19 protein-coding genes are annotated in these 24,965 nt (G+C 45.9%); 13 read left to right on the top strand and 6 right to left on the bottom strand.

Translation table 11 applies throughout. The features are described from left to right. Positions 1–62 precede the first annotated feature (62 nt). Both ACT6NV_RS13535 and ACT6NV_RS13530 read right to left on the bottom strand, forming a co-directional pair. Entirely contained in the window at positions 63–1,697 is a 1,635-nt protein-coding gene (locus ACT6NV_RS13535; protein WP_445384972.1) for a hypothetical protein, read from the bottom strand. Positions 1,698–1,823: 126 nt separating this feature from the next. After that, a complete protein-coding gene (locus ACT6NV_RS13530) occupies positions 1,824–2,471 on the bottom strand; it encodes a rhomboid family intramembrane serine protease (protein ID WP_445384971.1) in 648 nt (215 codons plus the stop codon). A gap of 55 nt (positions 2,472–2,526) precedes the next feature. On the opposite strand from ACT6NV_RS13530, the gene ACT6NV_RS13525 reads away from it, so the two are divergent. Next, positions 2,527–3,444: a lysophospholipid acyltransferase family protein gene (locus ACT6NV_RS13525; RefSeq protein WP_445384970.1), complete on the top strand. Its 918-nt coding sequence runs from the start codon at positions 2,527–2,529 to the stop codon at positions 3,442–3,444. Here the strand turns inward: ACT6NV_RS13525 and glmM are convergent. Further along, complete coding sequence (glmM, locus tag ACT6NV_RS13520; protein ID WP_445384969.1) at positions 3,441–4,832, bottom strand: phosphoglucosamine mutase; 1,392 nt, start codon at positions 4,830–4,832, stop codon at positions 3,441–3,443. The genes ACT6NV_RS13525 and glmM overlap by 4 nt on opposite strands. An 86-nt stretch (positions 4,833–4,918) precedes the next feature. On the opposite strand from glmM, the gene ACT6NV_RS13515 reads away from it, so the two are divergent. Both ACT6NV_RS13515 and ggt read left to right on the top strand, forming a co-directional pair. Then, positions 4,919–5,503 (top strand): acyl carrier protein phosphodiesterase, encoded by a 585-nt coding sequence (locus tag ACT6NV_RS13515; protein ID WP_445386703.1) that lies wholly within the window; start codon positions 4,919–4,921, stop codon positions 5,501–5,503. Positions 5,504–5,535: 32 nt separating this feature from the next. Then, positions 5,536–7,221 (top strand): gamma-glutamyltransferase, encoded by a 1,686-nt coding sequence (ggt, locus tag ACT6NV_RS13510; protein ID WP_445386702.1) that lies wholly within the window; start codon positions 5,536–5,538, stop codon positions 7,219–7,221. Between the two features lie 6 nt (positions 7,222–7,227). Here ggt and ACT6NV_RS13505 read toward each other — a convergent pair whose 3' ends face one another. Then, complete coding sequence (locus tag ACT6NV_RS13505; RefSeq protein WP_445384968.1) at positions 7,228–7,983, bottom strand: XRE family transcriptional regulator; 756 nt, start codon at positions 7,981–7,983, stop codon at positions 7,228–7,230. A gap of 141 nt (positions 7,984–8,124) precedes the next feature. On the opposite strand from ACT6NV_RS13505, the gene ACT6NV_RS13500 reads away from it, so the two are divergent. Next, complete coding sequence (locus tag ACT6NV_RS13500; protein WP_445384967.1) at positions 8,125–8,877, top strand: DUF4130 domain-containing protein; 753 nt, start codon at positions 8,125–8,127, stop codon at positions 8,875–8,877. 13 nt (positions 8,878–8,890) lie between these two features. On the opposite strand, the gene ACT6NV_RS13495 is transcribed toward ACT6NV_RS13500, so the two are convergent. Beyond that, a complete protein-coding gene (locus ACT6NV_RS13495; RefSeq protein ID WP_445384966.1) occupies positions 8,891–9,418 on the bottom strand; it encodes a hypothetical protein in 528 nt (175 codons plus the stop codon). Between the two features lie 122 nt (positions 9,419–9,540). On the opposite strand from ACT6NV_RS13495, the gene uvrA reads away from it, so the two are divergent. The 6 genes from uvrA to ACT6NV_RS13465 all read left to right on the top strand — a co-directional run bounded on the left by uvrA (position 9,541) and on the right by ACT6NV_RS13465 (position 21,405). Beyond that, positions 9,541–12,390, top strand: a complete 2,850-nt coding sequence (gene uvrA / locus ACT6NV_RS13490; protein WP_445384965.1) for an excinuclease ABC subunit UvrA — start codon at positions 9,541–9,543, stop codon at positions 12,388–12,390. Positions 12,391–12,441: 51 nt separating this feature from the next. Further along, on the top strand, positions 12,442–13,125 hold the full coding sequence (locus ACT6NV_RS13485; protein WP_445384964.1) for an LOG family protein: 684 nt from the start codon (positions 12,442–12,444) through the stop codon (positions 13,123–13,125). Between the two features lies 1 nt (position 13,126). Beyond that, positions 13,127–15,976 carry a metalloprotease gene (locus ACT6NV_RS13480; RefSeq protein WP_445384963.1) on the top strand — a complete coding sequence of 950 codons (2,850 nt, stop codon included), beginning with the start codon at positions 13,127–13,129 and terminating at the stop codon, positions 15,974–15,976. A 161-nt stretch (positions 15,977–16,137) separates the two neighbouring features. After that, the gene (locus ACT6NV_RS13475) at positions 16,138–18,549 is read left to right on the top strand and encodes an alpha-ketoacid dehydrogenase subunit alpha/beta (protein WP_445384962.1); all 2,412 of its coding nucleotides are present in this window, start codon (positions 16,138–16,140) and stop codon (positions 18,547–18,549) included. Between the two features lie 181 nt (positions 18,550–18,730). Further along, positions 18,731–20,974, top strand: coding sequence for an aminotransferase class III-fold pyridoxal phosphate-dependent enzyme (locus ACT6NV_RS13470; protein WP_445384961.1), 2,244 nt, complete (start codon positions 18,731–18,733; stop codon positions 20,972–20,974). Between the two features lie 50 nt (positions 20,975–21,024). After that, on the top strand, positions 21,025–21,405 hold the full coding sequence (locus tag ACT6NV_RS13465) for a DoxX family protein (RefSeq protein ID WP_445384960.1): 381 nt from the start codon (positions 21,025–21,027) through the stop codon (positions 21,403–21,405). On the opposite strand, the gene holA is transcribed toward ACT6NV_RS13465, so the two are convergent. Continuing rightward, positions 21,406–22,410, bottom strand: a complete 1,005-nt coding sequence (gene holA, locus ACT6NV_RS13460; protein ID WP_445384959.1) for a DNA polymerase III subunit delta — start codon at positions 22,408–22,410, stop codon at positions 21,406–21,408. It lies immediately after the preceding gene. 26 nt (positions 22,411–22,436) lie between these two features. Here holA and ACT6NV_RS13455 point away from each other — a divergent pair, with 26 nt between their 5' ends. From ACT6NV_RS13455 to ACT6NV_RS13445, 3 genes are all read left to right on the top strand, one after another. After that, positions 22,437–22,898, top strand: coding sequence for a type I restriction enzyme HsdR N-terminal domain-containing protein (locus ACT6NV_RS13455; RefSeq protein WP_445384958.1), 462 nt, complete (start codon positions 22,437–22,439; stop codon positions 22,896–22,898). 88 nt (positions 22,899–22,986) lie between these two features. After that, entirely contained in the window at positions 22,987–23,991 is a 1,005-nt protein-coding gene (locus tag ACT6NV_RS13450) for a glycosyltransferase family 2 protein (protein ID WP_445386701.1), read from the top strand. 98 nt (positions 23,992–24,089) lie between these two features. Then, a complete protein-coding gene (locus tag ACT6NV_RS13445) occupies positions 24,090–24,953 on the top strand; it encodes an OmpA family protein (protein WP_445384957.1) in 864 nt (287 codons plus the stop codon). Positions 24,954–24,965: the final 12 nt, after the last annotated feature.

The raw sequence follows: 24,965 nt of genomic DNA, 5'->3' as shown, positions 1-24,965 counted from the left end.
AACATGCTACAAAAAAGTAACCCGGCCTGCGAGCCGGGTTTTTTATTAGGTTGAATAATGCCTTAAAATTTATTCCGCACATCCCGGAAGGTCCCGGTAATGGTAACATCACTGCCCGTCCTGACCTCTCCGAAAACATCGATAACGGAATCAGAGCCCAGCACTTCAAGTGCGGAACCCTGCATTAATTCGAGATCTCCGTAAATGGTCATGGATCCTTCCAGACGCAAGGTGCTCCCCGGCTCTACAATGATTTTTTTCATCCTGTTAAAACGACCTGCTGCCAGGCTTCCGAATATCTCTAAAATACCCGCATTTGTTACCCGAACATCGTTAGAAACCGTCCAGTTGCCACAAAGAAGCAAAGAAGCGGCATCCACATCAAGGGTATTGAATTGTTTGGAACCACTAAAGGAAAGGGTTGCGCCATTATCAACCCTGAAAAGTGCACTACCTTCATATACAGGCAATTCCTGACATTGGCCGGCCAGGCTTGGGGTTGGCCTGTTCAGTTTTATAATTTGCAGTCCGCGGGTGCCAGAGGCAGCAAATGCATAATCGTCCCTTGAAGCAACATAATTGATGGACCCTTCCAGTTCCAGGATCCCAACAGCAGAAGTGCTTCCGCTGGCGTCTGTCTCTGAGAGGCTCATCCCCGCGGCTCCGTTGGCCATAAAAAGGGCTTCCTCGTTAGCAACCACTGCATTGGTAACAATATCTCCGGTTTCTGCTCCATCCGGACGGACCGGAATTTCTAAATACTCAATGAGCTGACCATTCCCGGAGTTATAAATACCGGCTCCTTTAGCAGCTTCTGCAACAATAATTTTGTCCCCCTGGGTAGTCAGGGTCCTTTTGGAGGCTACTCCGAGGTCAGTTGTGATGGGAATAAGTCCGTTGGATACTAAATTCGCATCCATCATTTGCACCCCGTTCCCTGCATCCAGAACAGCCAGCCCTGCTGTAGTAGCGCTCATGGCACGGGCATCGGCCACATATGTTTCCGACAGAATGCTCAGGTCTGTTTTGTTGTAAGCGGTAATACTGCCTTCCTTTCCACTACTGACCAGAATGCGTGAACCCTCAGCTATAACATCCGTAGCATTATCGCCCTGCTGAAACCCATAAAGGATATTATCTCCACTTAAGACTCCCCCATTCACTGAAACCTTGGCAACAAATGCATTGGAGGTGGCTATTGTAGAATTTGCTGCATCCAGCCCTCCGGCTACATACACAAAGCCACTATCATAGGTTATGGAATTCAGGTCTGCATTCATGAAAAACAGCCTGGAAGTGAGTTGCGGATTGTGTGGATCAGAGATGTCTACTACATCGATGGCGCCTGAATACACCTCGCCAACCGTATTGTAGGCCACATAGGCATAATCTCCTTCCACGCTAACATGGGAGGCCGTAAAATTATCCCCTGCCTGATAGGACGGTGGAGATACACTCGCTATAACAGTTAAGGGGTAGTCGCCTGCGGGCACTTCCGCTTTGGCCGTAATGCTGTTGCTATTAAAAATTTCGAGTACCCCTGCAGCATTGTAATCAATTGCTGCCTGAAGGGCTGCCGTATTTTCGATAACAAGGCTTTCCTCAAGGTCGTTTTGGAAAACGGTTGTTTCATCACTACATCCAATAAATAACAGGGTAAGTCCAAGCGCGTAAAGCGCTTTTCCGAATAGTTTCATAAGTAGGTTATTTAGATTTCGGGTAAATCTCTAACGCATAAGAACCGTATTTCTTATAAACTACTGTTAGAAAACTCGTTAGGCCGCTTTATTTTTAGTTGAAATGGGGCTAAACTCTGTAGTTCATCATATTTTACCCATTTTTTCCAGGATAAACAGCAAGATTATGGGAAGGGCCAGCAGTAATACCATAATGGGATGACTGCCAATTACTTCGGGCCGGAATAAAAGGGTTACGACATAACCGCCAACGGCACCGCCAAAATGTGCTGTATGGCCAATATTGCCAATACGGGTTTTCATTCCATAGATGGAATAAAGCAGATAGGCAATTCCCAGGATATAAGCCGGAAAAGGGATCGGGATAAACATTAAAGCGAGCCGCATATCCGGTTGCAGCAGGATGGCTGCGTATAAAACCCCTGTAACCGCTCCACTGGCGCCAACGGCGCTGTAATAGGGTTCATCCCGGTGGAAGAAAAGAGCTAGCAGGCTGCCCGCCAGCAGGCTGATTCCGTATATCATCAGGAATTTAATGGGCCCGAGCCAGTTGATCACCACATCCGCAAAAAAGTAAAGCGTAAACATGTTCAGGAAGAGGTGGGCGGAGTCTACATGTAAAAACCCGGAGGTGAAGGTGCGTTCACGCTGCCCGGCCCTGATGGCGCCAATACTGAATTTATAGCGTTCAAAAAAAGATGGGTTGTTAAATCCTTTTAGGGACACCAGAATATTAGCCGCAATCAAAGCAATGGTGACAGGATGCAAATTCATTGAGAAGTGCTTATTTTAGGGGTAAATATAGCTATATTTGACCAACATTTAGCGCATGCAAAGATTGATATACCTGCTGGCCTACCCGTTTCTATGGCTGGTTTCCATACTTCCTTTCCCCTTACTGTACGCCTTATCGGATTTTGTTTTTTTTCTGGTCTACCGGCTTATTGGTTACAGACGGAAAGTTGTCTGGAATAATCTCAAACTCGTATTTCCCGATAAACCGCAGGCCGAACTAAAAACCATCGAACGAAAGTTTTATGCGCACATGTGCGATATATTTCTGGAGATGATCAAGACCATGAATATCTCGGAAGCAGAAATAAAAAAGAGATACGCCTTCACCAATCTGGAAGTCATTCTGGAATTTGAAAAAAAAGGCAGATCAGCCATGCTGATGCTCCCGCATTACGCCAGTTGGGAATGGGTATTCTCATTGAATACGGAGGTATCCGCCAGCGCCTATGGCATTTATCAACCCATAAACAACAAGTATTTTGACAGGCTGGTCCGTTCCATCCGCGCCAAATTTGGCACTACGCTCATCGCCACAAAACAGATTTGGGATATTACGGTACAAAACAAAAAAACCAATACCCTCGCCATTTATGGGATTATCAGCGATCAGTCTCCCATGGTCCAAAAGGCTCATTACTGGGCCCCTTTTATGGGAGTAATAGTTCCCATACATACCGGGGCAGAATTTCTTTGTAAAAAATATGACCTGATGGTCTATTATCTTAAGGTTAAGAAAGTTGGTAGGGGTTATTACAGCTGTACCTTTAAACTCTTGGCAGAAGATCCCGGCCGGTACCCGGATTATGAGATCACCGATATGTTCCTCAAAGAAGTGGAAACTTCTATAAATGAAGCCCCGGAATATTATTTCTGGACCCACAAGCGCTGGAAACACAAAGACCGCAAACCAAACCCTGACGCCCTGGTCCGAAATAAGGAAGTCGGAGCCTAATTGATTCTGGCTACTGTCTTAATCTCATTGATCAGCCGGTTAGCCAGGTCATCGGCGGCTTTCTGGCTTTGGGCTTCGGTGTAAATCCGAACAATAGGCTCAGTGTTGGACTTACGCAGGTGCACCCAGGAGTCTTCAAAATCAATTTTAACCCCGTCTATGGTCGTAAGGCGCTCCTGACTGTAAGCTTCCTCAACCTTTTTTAGCAGCGCATCCACGTCCAGGCCGGGAGTTAATTCGATTTTCTTTTTACTCATAAAGTATTGGGGGTACCCATCCTTTAATTCACTGACGGAGATCCCCTTTTCCGAGAGGAGCATCAGGAAAAGTGCAGTACCTACCAGTGCATCCCTTCCGTAATGGCTGGCAGGATATATAATCCCGCCGTTGCCTTCACCTCCGATAACAGCCCTTTCTTTTTTCATGGCAGCGACCACATTGACCTCTCCTACTGCAGCAGCAGTGTAGTTTCCTCCGTGCGATTCGGCCACATCCCTGAGGGCACGGGTAGAAGAAAGATTGGACACCGTATTGCCGGGGGTCTTACTCAGGACGTAATCTGCACATGCTACCAGGGTGTATTCTTCCCCGAACATCTCCCCATTTTCGGTTATAAATGCCAGGCGATCCACATCAGGATCCACCACAATGCCCAGGTCGGCCTTTTCTGCTTTTACCCGCTCACATATATCCTGTAAATGTTCCTTGAGCGGCTCAGGATTATGCGGGAAATGCCCCGTTGGTTCACAGTATAGCTTAACGACTTCTACTCCCAGGGCTTCAAGGAGCAATGGAATGGCAAGGCCCCCGCTGGAATTTACCCCATCTACAACAACTTTAAATTTTTTTTCCCGGATCCGTTCCGGGCTTACCAGATCCAGTTCCAAAACCGCCTTTACGTGTTTGTCCAGATAGGAATCATCGGGCAGATGCTTTCCAAGTTCATCAACCGATGCAAAATCAAAGGCTTCCTTCTCTGCTTTGTCGAGGATAAGCTTTCCCTGGGCTGCATCCAGAAACTCTCCTTTTTCATTGAGTAGTTTCAGGGCATTCCACTGTTTCGGATTGTGGCTGGCCGTAAGGATAATACCCCCGTCTGCTCCTTCCATGGGAACGGCAATTTCCACTGTAGGGGTAGTAGAAAGGCCCAGGTCTATAACATCTATCCCCATACCCTGAAGGGTTGCCATGACCAGCTGCTGAATCATCTCACCGGATAAACGCGCATCCCTCCCTATGACTACCCGCAGCTTATCGGTTTTCCTGTATTCCTTTAACCAGCTACCGTAGGCTGCTGCAAATTTTACAGTATCCAAAGGAGTCAGATTTTCAGAGGGCTTCCCGCCTATGGTTCCTCGAATGCCGGAAATCGATTTTATCAGGGTCATGTTTCTTTATTTTACCCGGCAAATATAATGGGAACTTTAATAAACTGCTGAATTTGTACTTTTATCTGCCAAAGACAACTGCTGAATTGAATTTCCTCGCACATATCTACCTCTCTTTTGACAACGACCACCTGGCCATTGGCAACTTTATTGCAGATAGTGTTCGGGGCAAAGCGTACAAAACCTATCCTGACGATATTCGTAAAGGGATACTGCTGCACAGGCAAATAGACACCTTCACAGACAGCCATCCCATTCCACGGATAAGCAGCAAACGCTTGCATTCCAATTACGGGCATTACAGCAGGGTAATTATTGATATTTACTACGATCATTTCCTGGCAAGGAACTGGTCTGACTATTCTGCAGAGCCCCTGGAGGCCTTTACTGAGAAATTCTACGCCCTTTTGGAAGATCATTTTGAATTGCTTCCCGGGAGGGTGCAGGGGATGTTACCCTATATGGTATCGGATAACTGGCTGCTCAATTATTCCCGGATGGAGGGCATTGAAAAAGTCCTTCAGGGCATGAATCGAAGAACCCGAAACAGGAGTCGTATGGATCGCGCAATCCGGGAGCTGGAGATGCATTATCCAGAATTTGAAGCGGAGTTCCGCTTGTTTTTCGAGGAATTAATTATCTTTTCCAGACAAAAAATACATACACTTTGAAAGCAAAATACCTGTTGAGCGTTTACAGCACTATCCGCCTGTCCTTCCTCATTTTTTCCTTTTCAGCTGTTCTGATCAGTTGCAGGACCAACCCGCCCGAGCCTACGGGAGTGGTACATGATAGTGCCATGGTTGTATCAGCCCGGGAGGAAGCCTCGCGTATTGGCCGGGATATCCTGCAAAAAGGGGGAAATGCCTTCGATGCTATGATTGCAACCGAGATCGCCCTTGCAGTAGCCTATCCCTTTGCCGGTAACCTGGGGGGAGGCGGCTTTATGGTATACCGCAAGGCGGATGGCAGTATTGGCTCCCTGGATTACAGGGAAAAAGCCCCGCTGGCCTCCAATAAGAATATGTATCTGGATTCACTTGGAAACCCGATCCCGGATCTCAGTAGGAAAGGCGCTACCGCGGTTGGCGTACCCGGCACCGTTGCCGCTGTCTTTGAGGTACATAAAAAATTTGGCAGCCTGCCAATGCACGAACTGTTGCAACCCGCTATTGAGCTTGCAGAAAAAGGAGTGGCAGTAACCGAAAAGCAAGCGGAGCGACTCGCAAATTATCGCGAGGCGATGATAGAGGTAAACGGAGACAGTATCCTTTTTGCGAATCATTGTAAACCCGGAGATACCCTTAAGTACGCCGCCTTGGGGACTACCCTTAGGAGGATAGCGACTAATGGCAGGGAGGAGTTTTACGAAGGTGAAACTGCACGCACCCTGGTAGCATTCCTGCAGGATAAAGGTGGGTATATCACCATGGAAGACCTGGAGCGATATGAGGCAAAATGGAGAGAGCCGGTTGTTTTCGACTATAAGGAATTGCGGATTATATCCATGGCCCCGCCCAGTAGCGGCGGGGTAACCATGAACCAGATCTTAAAAATGATTGAGCCCTATGACATGGCCTCTTTCGGGCACAATTCAGTAAAGAGCATACAGCTTTTTACCGAAGCAGCCCGCAGAGCCTATGCCGACCGGAATTATTACCTGGGCGATCCGGACTTCACCGAAATCCCCATGGATATCTTGTTGGATCCGGAGTATTTGCAAGAAAGGATGTCTGATTTTTCATTTGAAGCAGCCACTCCTTCAGAACGTATTCAGGAGGGGCAGATACAGATTTATGAAAGCGCAGAAACGACACATTATTCAATTGTGGACCAATGGGGAAATGCAATTTCTGCTACCACTACTCTCAATGGTGCTTATGGCTCAAAATTGTATTGCGAATCCCTCGGGTTTTTCCTGAATAATGAAATGGATGACTTCAGTGCCAAACCCGGGACACCCAATATGTTTGGTTTAATCGGAGCTGAAGCGAACAGCATAGCCCCGGAAAAGCGCATGCTCAGCAGTATGACCCCTACCATAGTTGAAAAGGATGGCGATCTCTGGATGGTTGTGGGTACCCCAGGGGGATCAACGATTATCACTGCCGTAACGCAGACTATATTGAATGTATATGAATTTAACCTGAGTATGCAGCAGGCTGTGAGTGCCCCCCGTTTTCACCACCAATGGTTGCCGGACCAGGTTATATTTGAACCAGAGGGTTTTCCGGAGACTCTAAAAGAAAGCCTGCGCAGCAAAGGATATTTTATTAATGAGGACCGAACCCCTGTGATTGGGAAAGTAGATGCTATTTTGCTCCTTCCGGACGGCAGGCTGGAAGCCGGTGCCGACCCAAGAGGAGATGACACGGCGGCAGGGTTTTAAACCTGTTCAGGCCCTTGCTAATTTCTCTTTCAGTTCGTCCATGGATTGCTGCAATTGTCGCAACAAACCGCTTTCGGTGGTTGCATCTATGCTAAAGGTGAGTTTGCTGCTCACCAACCAGAGCTCCTGAAGTTGGGAAGTTTCTATTTCGTATGGCGCATAAGACTCATTAAGGGAAATCAAACGCAAACGGTCAGAGCCCGGGATCTTTTCGATTTTTTTAACCAGGACGGCATCGTGCAATACCACTACATAGATCCTGTTGGCACTTATGTCATCGAGGCTTTCAACGGCACGGGCCAAAACCCAGTCTCCGGGCCTCAGATTGGGCAACATACTTTCCCCTTCTACTTGAAAGCCCCTGTAACTCGCATTTCTGAATTGCGGAATGGGAAGGTCAAAAGCAGGTAGCTGCCGGTACCAGCTGGTATCGTGAATATTTTGGGGATATCCGGCTGCGGCCTTGGCATTTACCAACACCATATTTTCATTATCAGCCTGGTCAACCGTTACAACTTTAGGCATTACACTGACAGAAGATGCTTCCAGATACCGCTGATTGCTTTCGCCAAAAAGCCATAGCGGGTTAATTTTAAATTGCCGGAGTAATTCTGCCACCACTTTCCCGGATAATTTTGTTCTGCCGCGTTCAATATCGGCAGTGGTCTTGGTTATCCCCAGCAAATCCGCAAATTCGGCCTGTGTGAAGTTTAATTCTCTCCTTACTTCCGTAAACCTTTTGGCACTAAGCTCGTTTTCCATTCCCTTCTCTTTTAATACGCGATTTTCTCAAATATACGCAATTTGGATATATTCCAAAATAAAATCAGGATTATTTCCATAATTAGGAATATTTACATATTTTTGGATTATATCCTATTTCTAATCATTAATCTGTATCAAATGAAAAAAGTTCAGGGTCATAATTATTTGTACGATGGTTCCTTTATAGGTTTCCTTTCTGCTTTGCACTTCATCTTAACTGATGATCGCACGCCACTAAGTATTCAATCCACTAAACGCACTCAGGAACTTTTATTTAAGGGTTCCAGATACCTGCCGGCAAGTACGGACAAGGCAAGGGCCATATGGAAATCCTTAGAGGAGAAAGGGAAGGAAAAATCAAGATTGGTTTATTTTGCCTTTCTAAGCGAAAACACTGATATAGAATTACTTATTTATCGCTATACCTATTTATTGTTTAAATATACAGACCCTGACAGATCTGAAAAATTAAACAGGCTCACAAGGCATTTGGAAATTTTGGAACAACGGGTTAGCAGGGAAAAACAGCAACTTGAGAAATCCCTCAACTTTGTTCAATTGGAAGATGGTTTGTTATCTGTTCAAATATGTCCGCATCACAACGTCCTGCCGCTAATCAGCAAATTTTACAGAAATCGCTATGGACACAGGAACTGGCTTATCAGCGATTCCAAACGCAATTACAGCCTGTTATCCAGAAACGGGGTGATAGAGATGGTTTCCGGGGAAGCATCCATCCCTGCCAAAAATAAGCGTGCGAAAAGCTTAAATGTACAGAATGCGGAAAGCTATTCCGGTACCCGGGCCTTAGTTATCACCAGTAAAAGAGGTGCAGCGAACGGATCTGAGGAACCCCGGGGCAACTACAATGCCATACGGGCGGCCATATAATACCTTTGAATGCTTATTTACTGCGTTCGCCCACAAACTGATCGCTCTGGATTTTAAATAAAACGTTGAAGGTGGTAAGGCTGCCATAAATACGGGTAATGTACTGCTGCAGGTCTACTTTTTCCTGGTCATCCAGATTTTTGCTCGCATTGATTTTTTGTTCCATGACCCGGATACGGTCCCTTACCATTACAATTTTATGAAAAAAGGTGTCTATTGGAACCTCCTTGGCTGTCAGGTTTGGGTCTCCAGGTTGCATTAGCAGTTTTCCGCCCCTCCACTTGTCGGCAATAGGTGAACTTGTACTGATGTCACTCCATTTTCGGAGGATACTGATAAGGCTCATTTCTACTTCTGAGAAACTAATGCTGTCCACATCTTCCTGCAGTGCTTCAATTACTTCATAATCACTATCCGGCTCAATGGTTTCCAGGCCTTTATCTATAAAAGACACCCAGTAATATTTTGAGCTTACGTTAACAACTACTCCTTTTCCGTATTCTGAATGATTAATCCGCGAACCAATACCCAGTATTTCCATAAGTTAAATTTGTTTTTACGCCTGGCAGGCATTTTTACAGGTCCGAATTTAAGAAACTTAAAGATTATTCCGCCTTCTTATTTCCTTGGCAAAATTGTATTTTTGCAACTTTTGGCATTGGCATGAATGAACAGCAGGAAATGATATCGGTTAAAGGGGCCAGGGTACACAATCTGAAGAATATAGATGTTGATATCCCCCGCGAGAAACTGGTGGTAATCACCGGACTTTCCGGAAGCGGTAAATCCTCACTTGCTTTCGATACGATCTATGCCGAAGGACAAAGACGCTATATTGAAACTTTCTCAGCCTATGCCAGGCAGTTCTTAGGAGGTCTGGAACGGCCTGATGTTGATAAAATAGACGGCCTCTCCCCTGTTATTGCCATAGAGCAAAAAACCACCTCCCGATCTCCCAGGTCTACTGTGGGGACCATTACAGAGGTTTATGATTTCCTCAGGTTACTATTTGCCAGGGCCGGGGATGCATACAGTTACCATACTGGTAAAAAAATGGTCAGTTACAGCGACACCCAGATCAGGGACCTTATCCTCGAAGATTACAGGGGAAAGCGCATCAATATCCTGGCCCCGGTAATCCGCTCCCGTAAAGGACATTACAGGGAGCTATTTGAACAGATCGCAAAACAGGGATTCGTAAAAGTCCGGGTTGACGGCGAAATTCGGGATCTTGAAAAAGGGATGAAAGTAGATCGCTACAAAACCCATGATATTGAAATTGTTATAGATCGGCTGGAGCTGGACAATCAGAAGGAGCTGATCAAAAGGCTGGATGAAAGCATTAAGACAGCCATGTATGCCGGGGAGAATGTCCTGATGGTTATTGAAGCGGGGCAATCTGAAGCCCGCTATTTCAGTCGTGACCTGATGTGTCCGGAGTCCGGTATTTCGTATCCTGTACCAGAGCCCAACACCTTTTCCTTCAACTCCCCCAAAGGGATGTGCCCCAATTGTAACGGGCTGGGTCATGTACATCAGGTCAACCCTGATAAAATTATCCCGAATCCAAAACTCTCAATCAAAGCGGGTGGTCTGGCCCCTCTGGGAACATACAAGAAATCATGGGCGTTTAAACAACTGGAAACCATTGCCCTGCGCTTTGGTTTTGATCTGTCAGACCCCATAGAACAGATCCCGGAAGATGCCTTGAAAGTTATCCTAGACGGGGGAAATGAAAAGTTTGAAGTGGATTCCAAAACCCTGGGGGTACGGCGGCAATACAAAATAGATTACGAAGGGATTGCACATTTTCTGAAAACCCAGTACTCGGAAAGCAACTCCAGCAGTATCCGGCGCTGGGCGAAGGAGTATATGGATAAAATTGTTTGCCCGCAGTGTGAAGGTTCCCGACTGAAAAAGGAATCGCGCTATTTCAGGATAGCCAATCGGAATATTGCTGAACTGGCAGCCATGGATATTGGAGAGCTTGCAGTATTCTTTAAGGGGCTGACGGCCACCCTGGAAGGGGATCAGCTTCAAATTGCAGAGGAGATTATCAAGGAAATCAATACGCGCCTGCAGTTCCTGCTCGACGTTGGCCTGGAATATCTCTCCCTGAACCGTGGATCCAAAACCCTGTCGGGCGGGGAAGCCCAGCGCATTCGCCTGGCAACCCAGATCGGCTCACAGCTGGTTGGGGTGCTTTACATTCTCGATGAACCCAGTATAGGGTTACACCAAAGGGATAATCACAGACTGATTGAATCCCTGAAGTCACTCAGGGATATAGGGAATTCCGTTTTGGTGGTGGAACACGACCGCGATATGATAGAGCATGCAGATCATGTAATAGATATCGGACCCAGGGCTGGAAAACACGGGGGTGAAATAATCTCAGAAGGACCTCCCCAAGCCGTGCGCCAGCACCATACCCTCACTGCGGATTACCTGAGCGGCGTAAAAAGCATTCCGGTTCCGCAAAAAAGGCGTAAGGGAAACGGCAAAGAAATAGTTTTAAAAGGTTGCAGCGGACATAATCTGAAGAATATTACCGCAGTATTCCCACTGGGGAAAATGATAGGCGTAACCGGGGTATCCGGAAGTGGAAAATCTACATTGGTGAACGAAACCCTTTACCCCATTATGAACGCCCATTATTTCAATGGGGTCAAAAAACCAAAGCCCTATCAGAGCATTGAGGGACTAGAGCATATCGATAAGGTTATCGACATCAACCAGGCTCCGATCGGGAGAACTCCCCGTTCCAATCCCGCTACCTATACCGGAGTATTCAGTGAAATTCGCAGTCTGTTCGCCAAGACCACTGAAGCCTCCATTCGCGGCTATAAGCCAGGCCGTTTTAGTTTCAATGTAAAAGGCGGCCGGTGTGAAACCTGCCAGGGTGGGGGCCTTAGGGTTATTGAGATGAATTTCCTGCCAGACGTTTACGTAGATTGCGAAACCTGTAATGGCAAAAGATTCAACCGGGAAACCCTCGAAATCCGCTACAAAGGGAAATCTATTGCTGATGTCCTGGAAATGACGGTGGATGAAGCTGTGGAGTTTTTTGAACACATCCCAAAAATTTACAGAAAAGTGAAGACCATACAGGATGTGGGCCTTGGCTATATTTCACTGGGCCAGCAATCTACCACCCTTTCCGGTGGAGAGGCGCAGCGGATCAAACTGGCCACGGAGTTATCCAAAAGGGATACCGGCAATACCTTTTATATACTGGACGAGCCCACTACCGGTCTGCATTTCGAGGATATCCGGGTATTGATGGAGGTCCTTGAAAAATTGGTTGACAAAGGGAATACGGTTCTGGTAATTGAACATAACCTTGATGTTATAAAGATGGTTGACCATATTATAGATATCGGTTATGAAGGAGGTCGCTCCGGCGGGGAGATCGTTTCTGTTGGAACCCCTGAAGAGGTTTCCCGTGACCCGAAAAGTTACACAGCACGATTTTTAAAACAGGAACTATTCCCGGAAAAAACAATGGCCTGACAAAGAAAGGCTAACAAATAAGTTTTACAGCATTTATACGTTTAGAAGGATATGAAAGAGGAAAAGCACAAAGGCTGGAACGAGATAAAAACGAATGATTCCTGGGCTATCTTCAAAATCATGGGCGAATTTGTCAATGGTTATGAAAGAATGAGCCTTATCGGTCCCTGCGTCAGTATTTTCGGTTCGGCACGTATCAAACCTTCAGAGCCTTTCTACGAACTGGCCGTATCCGTATCCAAAAAACTGGCGGAGGCCGGTTATGGTATTATTACCGGTGGCGGGCCGGGAATTATGGAGGCAGGAAACAAAGGGGCACACCAGGCAGGCGGGACTTCGGTTGGCCTGAATATAGACCTCCCCTTTGAGCAGCACAATAACCCCTATATCGATGAGGATAAAAGTCTGGACTTCCATTATTTTTTCGTCAGAAAAGTTATGTTTGTAAAGTACTCTCAGGGCTTTGTAGTCATGCCGGGAGGCTTTGGAACATTGGATGAATTGTTTGAGGCCCTGACGCTTATTCAAACCCGTAAAATTGCAAAGTTCCCTATCATTCTGGTGGGAACGCACTTCTGGCAGGGGATGATGGAATGGATCAGGAATACCATGCTGGAGGCTGGAAACATCAGTCCGGAAGATTTAGACCTTATCCACCTGGCAGATTCTGCTGATCAGGTTGTCGACATAATCGATTCCTTCTACAGAGGACATACATTAAGTCCAAATTTTTAAAATGCACAAAAAGGAGGGCATCATTTACTGCAGAGTGAAACCATTGGTTGCGTTTCTGGTTGTATTTTGTTGTGGAAACCCTTTGTTTTCTCAGCATCAGAACACCATTAATGCCACCTTACGGGAAGACACCCATGTCATCCAGATTCAGCAGGATTTCCTGTATGTGAACGATTCTAATGACCCCCTCCCTTCCTTGTATTTCAATGACTGGACACACGCCTATTCCTCAAAAAAAACGCCTCTGGCCAAACGCCTGGCTGAGGATTTTAAAAAATCACTGCATCTTGCCAAGCCAAACGAAAGGGGGTTTACAGACCTATTAACAGTAGTAGACGCCCAATTCCGCCAACTTAAGTGGGAAAGGGAGCCCGAACGAGACCTGGTGCGTTTTGACCTGAATGAGGCCCTGGCCCCCGGGGATTCCGTCAACCTGCTGATTACCTATACGGTTCAGTTACCCCCTGACAAATATACCCCCTATGGCTATAATTCAAAGGGCGGCTATTATCTGAGGGACTGGTACCTTACCCCGGCCGTTTATGACAACGGATGGAAGCTGTATTCCAACAAAAACCTGGAAGACCTCTATACAGATATTACCAACACCAGTATTAACTTTATATATCCTGATTCCCTGTTTATGGGAACCAACTATAACGACCAGAGTTTTTCCAGTTTTCCCAATCAGCAGTTTGCATCCTTGAAGGGAAAGAACCGGAAAAGCTGTGATATTATCCTCAATACAGACCGGCCCTTTCAAAAACACCTGACCTCCCACCTCTTTGTGGTAACGGATATTCAGACTCCTGGCTATGACGCGGTTTACCAGGGCGTTTCTATGGACAGAGTCACAAGATTTATTCATGAAAACCTGGGTGATTTCCCCTATGAACAACTTCTGGTAAGCGAGATCGACTTCAACAAGAATCCTCTCTACGGCCTCAATCAGTTGCCCTCTTTTATCAGGCCGTATGAAGAGCAGTTTCAGTTTGAAATGAAATTTCTGAAAACTGCCCTTAACAGTTTTCTCCGGGAAACCCTGTTTTTGGATCCCAGAAAAGATAAATGGGTCAACGATGCCCTGATCAATTTTCTGATGATCCGCTATGTGGAAACCTATTATCCGGATCAGAAGTTACTGGGGAAACTGTCAAATATCTGGCTGATAAAGGGGTTTAAACTGGCCCAGATGGATTTTAATGAACAGTATCCGTTTCTCTACATGCTTACTGCACGCAAAAACCTGGATCAGGCCCTTTCAACCCCCAATGATTCACTGATTAAGTTCAATCAGAAAATTGCCAATACCTACAAAGCAGGCCTGGGCCTGGCTTATCTTGAGGAATATCTGGGGGAAGAAGCTGTCAATAAGGCCATAACTGAATTTTACACAACCTACGCGCTGAAGCCGGTTAATGCCGATGATTTTGAAAAAATCCTTAAAAAGCACGCCCCGGTATCAATCGACTGGTTTTTTGACAGCTACGTGAATAGTGATGATCGTATTGATTTTAAAATCAAATCCATCGAGAAAACAGAAGATTCCCTGCAGGTTACCATCAAAAACAAAACGGGTAACATGGTCCCTATTTCCCTGTTTGGGATTAAAAATGACTCTGTAGTGTCCAAATTCTGGTTTTCAGGGATTAAGGAAAGTCAGACCTTTCAAATTCCCTCCGAGGGGGCCGAGCGCCTCGTACTAAATTATGATCAGAAAATCCCGGAATTCAATCAAAGGGACAATTGGAAAACCCTTGGGGGCTTTTTGTCCGGTAATAAAAAGTTAAAACTACAGTTTTTCAGGGATGCCGAGGATCCTTACTACAACCAGGTATTTTACATGCCTATAGCCAATTTCAATATCTATGACGGGATTACGCCAGGGTTGCGGTTTACCAACAAGACCCTGCTGGCCAGGCCCTTTGTTTTTGATTTTGCCCCGCAATACGCCATGAATGAACAGTCAATGGTGGGCTACGGAAGGTTCCAGTATACAAAATTCCATGGAAAAACCGGTTTCTACGAGACCAATTACGCCATCAGGGGTTCCTCCTTTCATTTTCAGACCAATTCGCGCTATTCTACCGTGGTACCTTCCGTAAGCTTCGGCTGGAGGCCTTCCAACCTTATTTCCAATATTCGGAGCAATTTGTTGTTCCGTTACGTAAATGTATTCCGGACCATAGACCCTGCCCTTGGCGAATTGGATACTGAACCTGACTATTCCGTATTCAACACCCGGTTCAGTTTCATCAATAATGGTATTATAAATTATTTCTACTGGTTTGCAGACGGTCAGCATTCCTCAGACTTTACTAAACTATCCCTGAATATGGAATATCGCCGGTTGCTGGACAATAACCGGCAGATAAACCTGCGTTTCTTCGCAGGTGCTTTTCTGAGGAACAATACCGATTCGGATTACTTCAGTTTTGCATTGGACCGCCCCACCGACTACCTGTTCGATTACAATTACCTGGGAAGGTCTGAGGATTCAGGCTTGTTCAGCCAGCAAATAATTATTGCAGAAGGAGGGTTTAAATCGCAATTGGAAAACCCTTTTGCCAATGAATGGATCATTACCACCAATGGCAGCTTCAGCCTCTGGCGCTGGATTGAATTATACGGTGACCTCGGGTTCCTTAAGAATAAGGGGCTATCCCCGCGTTTTGTTTACGATTCGGGGATCAGGCTTAACCTGGTCACCGATTACTTTGAGTTGTACTTCCCCTTATATTCTAATAAAGGCTGGGAAATAGGAAATCCTGGCTACGACCAGAGTATTCGGTTTGTTGTCACTATAAGTCCTAAAACCCTGATTGGACTTTTTACACGGAAATGGTTTTAAAATTGCCATATTCTTAATTATAGGAAGCATTATTAAAATAATGTTTAAAATATACCGGCGATAAGGTCGTTATTTTAAGTATATGTTAATAAAAAATACGATCCTCGATTGCAAAAATGCCGCTTCTTTGGTACCTTTGCAGCAAATACCCACCTGTTGATATGAAAGTTAAACTCGATCCTGAAAGTGATATTTCCTTTAATGATTTTAAAGACCAGATCTTACAGGATTACCGGACGGCTGTCACCAGCAGGGAATGTAGCCTTTTAGGGCGTCGGGAAGTCCTTACCGGAAAAGCCAAGTTCGGGATTTTCGGAGATGGGAAAGAGCTGCCGCAACTGGCTATGGCGCGTGCTTTTCGCAATGGGGATTTCAGGAGTGGTTACTACAGGGATCAAACCTTTATGATGGCCCTGGGTGTTTTAAAACCCAAAGATTTTTTCCACGGCTTATACGCAACCACTGATATCGAAAAAGAACCCATGAGCGCCGGAAGGCAGATGGGCGGGCATTTTGTTACTTACAGTTTAAACGAAGACGGCAGCTGGAGGGATCTGACGGCCCAGAAAAACAGCAGTGCCGACATCTCCCCTACCGCAGGGCAAATGCCGAGGTTACTGGGCCTGGCCCAGGCTTCCAAGGTATATCGCAGCCTCCCGAATATTCCCTCAGATAAATTTTCGGATAATGGAAATGAAGTGGCCTGGGGTACCATCGGGAATGCCTCTACGAGTGAAGGTCATTTTTTTGAAACCATTAATGCTGCAGGGGTCTTACAGGTTCCCATGATTGTGAGTATCTGGGACGATGAATACGGGATTTCTGTACCGGCCAAATACCAGACAACAAAAGAAAATATCTCCGAAATCCTGAAGGGGTTTCAGCGCACCGAGGAATCCCCCGGATATGAAATTTTCAGAGTAAACGGATGGGATTACACCGCCCTGATACACACTTATGAAAACGCCGCGGACATTGCCAGGGAATCCCATGTGCCTGTTTTGATCCACGTACAGGAGCTTACACAGCCCCAGGGTCACTCCACTTCGGGCTCTCACGAGCGATATAAATCCCAGGAGCGTTTGGAGTGGGAGCGTTCCCATGACTGCAACCTCAAGTTCCGCGAATGGATTCTGGCGAATAATATTGCGGCTGAAGAAGAATTGAACAAGCTGGAAAAGGAAATAAAAAGGAACGTACGCACCGCTAAGAAAGACGCCTGGACCGAATTCCTGAGCCCTCAGATTGCCCAGCAAAAAGAACTGCTTCAGATATTGGAAGAACTGGGGAACCACAGCCCCAACAAATCCTTTATTTCAAGGATCAAAAATGATCTTATAGCCGTTGAAGAACCTCTGAAAAGGGACCTTATATCCAAGGCACGCAAGGCATTGCGCTATGTACTGGGCGAAAATCAGCCTGCCAGGGAAAAATTACAGAGGTGGATAAAGGCATTTATAAAGGACAATGAAGAGGCCTATGGCTCTCATTTATATTCAGAACTGCCCAACAACGCCACTGCCATTAAAGAGGTTTCCGCCGTTTATGGTCCGGAAAGCGAGGAAGTAGATGGCAGGGTTATCCTGCGGGATAATTTTGATCAGCTTTTCTCCCGCTACCCTGAACTCATGATTTTTGGAGAAGACAGCGGAGCAATTGGCGATGTTAACCAGGGTCTTGAAGGCCTGCAGAAAAAATATGGTGCAATTCGTATAGCAGATACGGGAATCCGGGAAACCACAATTATCGGACAGGGCATTGGCCTGGCCCTGCGAGGACTCAGGCCCATAGCCGAAATACAGTATCTGGACTACCTGCTGTATTGTCTGCAGACCCTTAGCGATGATCTTGCCACGCTGCTGTACCGAACCGTCGGAAAACAAAAAGCGCCGTTAATAGTAAGGACACGCGGGCATCGTTTGGAAGGAATTTGGCATTCCGGTTCGCAAATGGGTGGGATAATACATTTACTGAGGGGCTTGTATATTTTAGTGCCCCGAAATATGACGAAAGCCGCTGGCTTTTACAATACCCTTATGGAAAGTGACGAACCAGCCCTGGTTATTGAAAGCCTTAACGGGTATCGGCTCAAGGAGCGCATGCCTGAAAACCTCAGGGACATTCGCACCCCTATAGGAAAGGTAGAGCTGGTTCGGGAAGGAAAGGATATTACTTTGCTGTCATACGGCTCAACGCTGCGATTAGTGCAACAAGCTGCTACCGAACTTCTGGAGGTAGGTATTGAAGCTGAAGTTATTGATGCCCAATCGCTGCTGCCATTTGATTTGGATGAGCAAGTATGTAAAAGCCTTGAAAAAACCAACAGGCTATTAGTCATAGATGAAGATGTCCCCGGTGGATGTGCGGCTTATTTAATACAGCAAGTAGTTGAAAAACAGGGGGGGTATCGTTATCTGGATTCACCTCCCCAAACGCTGACAGCTAAAGCCCACCGGCCGGCTTATGCGAGTGACGGTGACTATTTTTCAAAGCCAAATACTGAAGATATCTTTGAAAAGGTTTACAGCATTATGCACGAGGCGAGACCCGACGAATTCCCATCCATATATTAGTTGCCATCAGCCCAGGCTCGTTGTGTGGCTTAATTTGAAACCTTTTTAACTTTTGTACAATCGTAATGGGGGCTGATCACCTGCCCCAGATCCTTTCCTGTATTATTCCCCCTGATTTATTTTTCTTCATTTTTAGATAGCGGGCTGATTTTCCTTAAGTTTATCAGTAGTAGCTAGGTATATGGAATCCCTTAAAAAATATCTGCACAGGCACTATGGCCTGAAAAACCCTGAATTGCAACTGCTGGAAGGTTATGCAGACAAGACCTATAAAGTTACAGAAGAGGGCGGGTATTGGATCTTAAAAGTGCACCCTGAAAGACCGGGACTTGCCAAACAAATCACGGCTGAGCATAATTTTATGGAAGCCCTTGGCAAACTAAAGAATTACCATGTTCCCGCGCATATCAAATCAGCAGAAAATAAAATTTTCATTGCGGCCGAAAATAAATTGCTGCGCCTGCTCCGTTTCGTTCCCGGTCAATTCATGTCAGAAATAAGCTGGTCTGCTGCTTTCTTAGATAGTTTTGGAAGTTTTCTGGCCGAGGTCAGTAAAGTAGGTCTGGAGCTGGATCCTTCGGATATCGCAGCCAAACGTTTTCACTGGGACCTGCAGCATTTGTTGATGAACAAGGAGTACCTGAAATCCGTTTCAGAACCTGGAATTAGAAGCCGGATCGACTATTTCTTCCTGCAATATGAATTAGAGGTACTGCCCAGGGCCTATGAACTACGGCGGGCCGTAATTCATAATGACACAAACGAAAATAATATCCTGGTTGCTGACCAAAGCGTAAACGGGATCATCGATTTCGGCGATATGTGTTACAGCTGGCTTATCAATGAATTAGCAGTGGGGCTCACCTATGTGCTGATGCGGTCGGATGATCTCCTCAAAGATGCACATACCGTAATAGCCGCGTATAACCGCATCCTTCCCCTGCAAGCTTCAGAACTGGATGTTCTTTACTATCTGGTTGCCGGCAGAATATGTATCAGCCTGTGCAATTCCGCTCAGGCTTCCCTTAAGCAGCCCGAGTCTGAATATATCCGGATTAGCGAAATCCCGGCCCGGAAACTGTTGCAGGCCTGGCTCACGATTAACCCCGAACAGGCCCGTACTGTATTTCGCAAGGCGGCGGGTATGGAGACTTCTTCACCCCTGGCCCTATCCACTTATGAAAAGCGAAGGGATCGCATTCTCAGCAAGGCCTATTCCCTCAGTTACCAGCAGCACATTGTTATGGAAAAAGCGGCTTTTCAATATATGTATGGCCATAAGGGAGAGTGTTTTCTGGATGCATACAACAACATAATGCTGGTAGGGCATTCGCATCCGGAGGTGGCACGTGCGGTGAGCAGGCAAATGGGGAAATTGAACACCAATACCCGTTACCACTACGACCAGCTGCTGGAATATGGAGAACTGCTACTTTCCTATTTTCCCGAACCCCTCAGTAAGGTCTTTTTTGTGAACTCCGGAAGTGCCGCCACAGACCTGGCCCTCCGAATTGCCCGGTTTCACACCCAAAAAGAAAAAATCCTTTGCCTGGATCAGGGATATCACGGCAACACTGTAGCTTCCATTGAAGTGAGCCCCTATAAACACAGTAAACAGGGAGTATACCCGAATGCAGTTATCGCACCGCTCCCGGACTGGATCAACTCAGATTTTGAGAATGAAGCAGCTGCAGCAAGGTATTTTGCAAAAGCCTCCCGCAGTCTTATTGCTGAGAATACCGGTCAAATGGCGGGATGTATAGCAGAACCCATTATGGGATGCGGAGGACAATTACCCCTGCCAGCAGGGTATCTTGAGGCAATGTACAAAGCAATAAGGCAAGAGGGTGGCGTTTGCATATGCGATGAAGTCCAAATCGGTTTTGGAAGACTGGGCCACCACAGATGGGGCTTTGAAATGATGGGTGTGATTCCGGACATAGTGATACTGGGAAAACCCATGGGGAATGGACATCCGATTGGAGCGGTGGTGACCAGCCCGGAACTGGCCGCTTCTTTTGAACAAGGGCCAGAATTTTTCAGTTCCTTTGGAGGCAATCCTGTTTCATGCGCCGCAGGCCTGGCCGTACTTCAGGCAGTAAAAGCAGAAGGGCTGCAGGAACACGCTGCGGAAACAGGAGATTTTCTAATGGGCCTGCTAAGGGAAATTCAGGCTATGGATTCCCGTGTATCAGATGTGCGCGGCTCCGGCCTCTTCCTTGGTGTTGAATTTACCGGGAAAGATGGAAAACCGGGAACAAGACTTGTATCGGACCTTAAGAATTACCTGAGGCAACAGCACATTCTTGTAGGCAAGGATGGGCCGTTCAATAGCGTACTGAAAATAAAACCCCCGCTTCCGTTTAACCCTCAGAATTGTCAGACCCTGACCACCGAAATACGAAGATTCTTAAAAAAGACCTAGTTAAATTCAGGATAATTGATAATTTAGTATTAAACAATGATCCATTATCTATGAAAAGTTCCCTAAAATCTGACCTTGGCCTGGCCTTATTACGCATTGGAGGCTCAGGGATGTTGCTTACCCACGGCATCCCCAAAATACAGCGTTTATTTGGTGGAGAAGAGATAGCTTTTGCCGATCCGCTAGGGATTGGAGCCGCCCCTACCCTTTTCCTGGCCGTATTTGCAGAGGTTTTATGTTCCCTGCTCGTACTTCTCGGATATAAAACCCGGTGGGCCAGCCTTCCCATTATCGCAACTATGTTTGTGGCCTTCTTTATACAGCATGCCGCTGACCCTTTTGGGCGAAAAGAACTGGCTCTGCTCTATTTGGTCGTTTTTGGGGCTATCTTCCTTCTCGGTCCCGGTCGATATAGCATAGACCGGAAATAATCAGGCTATTCTAAAGAGCAGTTCCTGCAACAGGTCTTTCTGATTGGCTCCGGCATAATCAACCCCTTTTCCTTTAAGGTCCATTTCCCTTAAAACGGAAATGATTGCACTTACTTTTTTCATGGGGTAGTTGCGGGCAGCCGTCTGGTACTCGTTTACGAAATAAGGATTTATCCTGAGAGCACTGGCAACATTTTTAGGGCTGTGATCCTGTAAGCCATGGTATTGCAGCAATTGAGAGAAGAAACTGTGTAGCAGGGAAATTGTCAAAACAAAAGGGTTGTCCTTCGGGTTTTCGGCAAAATACTTGATAATGCGTGTGGCTTTCTGTATATCACGACTGGCAATAGCACTTTTAAGTTCAAAATTATTGTAGTCCTTACTGATCCCTATATGTTTTTCGATCAAAGCGGGGTTGATCTCTGTTCCTGACGGGAGTACTATTTTTAGTTTTTCCAGTTCGTTGTAAATCCGGCTCAGATCAGTCCCCAGATATTCCACAAGGAGTGCCGAGGCTTTATGGGATATTTTGTAACCATCTCCAAGCAACACCCGCCTGATCCATTCCGATACCTGATTCTCGTACATTTTTTTACTCTCAAAAACCACAGCACCATTGCTTCTGAGCGTCTTGAATAGTTTTTTGCGCTTATCCAGGGTTTTGTATTTATAACAAAAGACAAGAATGGTGCTGGACTGAGGGTTTTCCGCATAGGAATTCAGGTTCTCAATGGTCCTGCTCAGGTGCTGGGCCTCCTTCACCAGGACTACCTGATGCTCTGCCATCATGGGGTAGCGTTTGGCCTGACTAATTACTTCATCAAGACTGGTGTCCCTGCCATACAAGACCATCTGGTTAAACCCCTTTTCCTCCTCAGAGAGGATTTCAGAGGCTATAAACTCGGAGATCCGGTCAATATAATAAGGCTCCTCTCCCATTAAAAAATAGACAGGTGCAAAAAGGCCTTTGCGGATATTTGCGATTATCTGTTTTACTTCATCCATTTAAAAAATAATAGCACTTTTGCAATATGGTTCCACTGAATTTTCCCAGCTATGCCCTGCGTTTCAAAAATAGGGAAAATAAAGCCCTGGTATTTGATATCATTCGCAAAAAATATGTTCAGTTATTACCGGAAGAATGGGTACGCCAGCACTGCATACACTATCTGATTCAGGAAAAGAAGTATCCGGCGGGCAGAATGCTTGTGGAGCGTGAAATACGCGTCAATTCCCTCTCGAGGAGGGTGGATCTTGCCGTTTGCGACACAGACGGCCGATTCCTTTTGCTGGTGGAATGCAAGGCCCCCGATGTGCCTTTGAATCAGGAAGTTTTTGATCAGATTGCCCGATATAACTTTCCCGTCCGCTCTGCCTGCCTGATGCTTACCAATGGGATCCAGCATATTTACTGCCAAATAGACTACGAAGCCGGCAAGTATCTATTCCTCAAAGAATTGCCGGACTATTCAGAGCTCCGTCAAATGTTGTAATTGTTTTATTATCCAGTTCTACGCCCCTGCTTTGCAAAATATTTAGTTATTTTGTCGGCTTTCAAAAAGCCTCATATTTACTGTGAAGATGTCAAGCCTGGCTATTGTGATATTGAATTGGAACGGAAACGCACTGCTGGAGCGATTTCTCCCTTCCGTAATCAAACACAGCCCGGGCGCCAGGATCTACCTGGCCGATAATGCCTCTACGGATGACTCGGTCTCTTATGTAAAGGAACACTTTCCGGAAATCTCAATTATACAAAATCCTGTAAACGGTGGTTTTGCCAGTGGCTATAATATGGCCCTGCAACAGGTGGAAGAAGATATCTATTGCCTGCTTAATTCTGATGTTGAAGTCTGCCCGGGGTGGTTGGAGCCGATACTGCAGCATATGGAATCCCATCCGGACACGGGAATCGCCCAACCAAAAATAAAAGACCTTATCCGCCCGGAATATTTTGAATATGCAGGTGCTGCAGGGGGGTTCCTGGATCTTTTTGGCTACCCCTTCTGCCGGGGGAGAATCTTCCAAAGTCTGGAGCAGGACAAAGGGCAGTATAACGACACCCGTGAAATATTTTGGGCAACCGGAGCCTGTATGTTTATCCGGAAGAAGATATTCCATGACTTAGGGGGCTTTGATCCGGATTATTTCGCACATCAGGAAGAGGTAGATTTGTGCTGGAGGGCTCAAAACCACGGCTACAAAGTTATGTATGTGGGGGCTTCTGAAGTCTATCACCTGGGGGGCTCCACCCTGAGTAATATGAATCCGAAAAAAACTTTCCTGAATTTCCGGAATTCTCTTTTCTCCATCACCAAGAATTTGCCGAGAAAAAAAGCCTTTCCAATTATCCTCAGCAGGCTGTTACTGGATGGAATTGCAGCCCTGCGTTTTATTTTTCAGGCTAAATTCAGACATGCGACTGCCATCCTCAGAGCCCATTTCAGTTTTTACCGCCACTTTCCCAAAATGCTAAAAAAACGGGAAAAAATAAATTTTACCACAAAATACTACGCAACAACATCCATTGTATGGTCTTATTACGTAAATGGTATAGAGGACTTTAACATTTTAGTAAAAGATTAACGAAACAAGCCGATCTCAGCTTTGGCTTTTACATAATTTTGTTTAAGTTTTAGAAAGAACGGAAACTAAATAATAACTCATTAATACAAACCTTTACTATGAATAAATTAATAGTTGGATGCCTGGGATTAGCCCTGGCCCTTTCATCTTGTGTATCTCAGAAAAAATACGCAGATCTGGAAGCCAAACAAAAAGAAACACAAGACCTTCTCAATTCAGCCACTGTAAAACTCAATAGCTGTCTGGAAGAAAAAACGACTGCTCAGGCACGCCTTAATACGCTGGAAGAACAGAATGCTTTTCTGAAGGCTAATAACCAGGAGCTTATAAACAACATGGGGAATCTCACTACCCTGACTGCAAAAGGAGCCGATAACCTGGAAAAATCCCTGGAGAGCCTGAAAGAAAAGGATCTGACTATTCGCAGATTACAGGATGCCATCACCAGAAGGGATTCTGTAAACCTTGCCCTGGTTCAAAGCCTGAAGGGCGTTTTGGGCAATTTGGATGATGAAGATATCGAAATCAGCGTTGAAAAAGGCGTGGTTTTCGTTTCCATCTCCGATAAGTTGCTCTTTAGCAGCGGAAGCTACAATGTAACCAATGAAGCAAAGAAGGTGCTCGGGAAAGTTGCACAGGTTGTAAACAACAAGCCTGACTTCGAATTTATGGTAGAAGGGCATACAGATAATGTACCGTACAGAAGCGGTGTTTTACTGGACAACTGGGATCTGAGCGCCAAGCGTGCCACTTCCATTGTACGTATCCTCCAGAATGATTTTGGAGTAGATCCGGCCAGAATGACCGCAGCAGGAAGAAGTTATTTTGTGCCTTTGGCAGATAACGATACAGCTGCCAACCGGGCCAGGAACAGAAGGACCCGTATTGTGGTACTTCCAAAACTGGACCAGTTCTATAGCATGATTGAGGAAGGAATGAAAGATCCTGCCATTAACAAATAGGGATGTTCCCCT

This window comes from Robiginitalea insularis, from assembly GCF_052497835.1.
The sequence above is the reverse complement of the archived record's forward strand: the minus strand, read 5'-3'. Positions and strand labels throughout refer to the sequence as shown.

What these genes read in the sequence shown, in the direction of transcription:
- ACT6NV_RS13505 (WP_445384968.1), bottom strand. Translation starts at nt 7,983, where the DNA reads ATGGAAAACGAGCTTAGTGCCAAAAGGTTTACGGAAGTAAGGAGAGAA.
- ACT6NV_RS13465 (WP_445384960.1), top strand. Translation starts at nt 21,025, where the DNA reads ATGAAAAGTTCCCTAAAATCTGACCTTGGCCTGGCCTTATTACGCATT.
- ACT6NV_RS13445 (WP_445384957.1), top strand. Translation starts at nt 24,090, where the DNA reads ATGAATAAATTAATAGTTGGATGCCTGGGATTAGCCCTGGCCCTTTCA.
- ACT6NV_RS13475 (WP_445384962.1), top strand. Translation starts at nt 16,138, where the DNA reads ATGAAAGTTAAACTCGATCCTGAAAGTGATATTTCCTTTAATGATTTT.
- ACT6NV_RS13525 (WP_445384970.1), top strand. Translation starts at nt 2,527, where the DNA reads ATGCAAAGATTGATATACCTGCTGGCCTACCCGTTTCTATGGCTGGTT.
- ACT6NV_RS13485 (WP_445384964.1), top strand. Translation starts at nt 12,442, where the DNA reads ATGAAAGAGGAAAAGCACAAAGGCTGGAACGAGATAAAAACGAATGAT.
- ACT6NV_RS13530 (WP_445384971.1), bottom strand. Translation starts at nt 2,471, where the DNA reads ATGAATTTGCATCCTGTCACCATTGCTTTGATTGCGGCTAATATTCTG.
- ACT6NV_RS13500 (WP_445384967.1), top strand. Translation starts at nt 8,125, where the DNA reads ATGAAAAAAGTTCAGGGTCATAATTATTTGTACGATGGTTCCTTTATA.
- glmM (WP_445384969.1), bottom strand. Translation starts at nt 4,832, where the DNA reads ATGACCCTGATAAAATCGATTTCCGGCATTCGAGGAACCATAGGCGGG.
- uvrA (WP_445384965.1), top strand. Translation starts at nt 9,541, where the DNA reads ATGAATGAACAGCAGGAAATGATATCGGTTAAAGGGGCCAGGGTACAC.
- ACT6NV_RS13535 (WP_445384972.1), bottom strand. Translation starts at nt 1,697, where the DNA reads ATGAAACTATTCGGAAAAGCGCTTTACGCGCTTGGACTTACCCTGTTA.
- ACT6NV_RS13480 (WP_445384963.1), top strand. Translation starts at nt 13,127, where the DNA reads ATGCACAAAAAGGAGGGCATCATTTACTGCAGAGTGAAACCATTGGTT.
- ACT6NV_RS13495 (WP_445384966.1), bottom strand. Translation starts at nt 9,418, where the DNA reads ATGGAAATACTGGGTATTGGTTCGCGGATTAATCATTCAGAATACGGA.
- holA (WP_445384959.1), bottom strand. Translation starts at nt 22,410, where the DNA reads ATGGATGAAGTAAAACAGATAATCGCAAATATCCGCAAAGGCCTTTTT.
- ACT6NV_RS13470 (WP_445384961.1), top strand. Translation starts at nt 18,731, where the DNA reads ATGGAATCCCTTAAAAAATATCTGCACAGGCACTATGGCCTGAAAAAC.
- ACT6NV_RS13450 (WP_445386701.1), top strand. Translation starts at nt 22,987, where the DNA reads ATGTCAAGCCTGGCTATTGTGATATTGAATTGGAACGGAAACGCACTG.
- ACT6NV_RS13455 (WP_445384958.1), top strand. Translation starts at nt 22,437, where the DNA reads ATGGTTCCACTGAATTTTCCCAGCTATGCCCTGCGTTTCAAAAATAGG.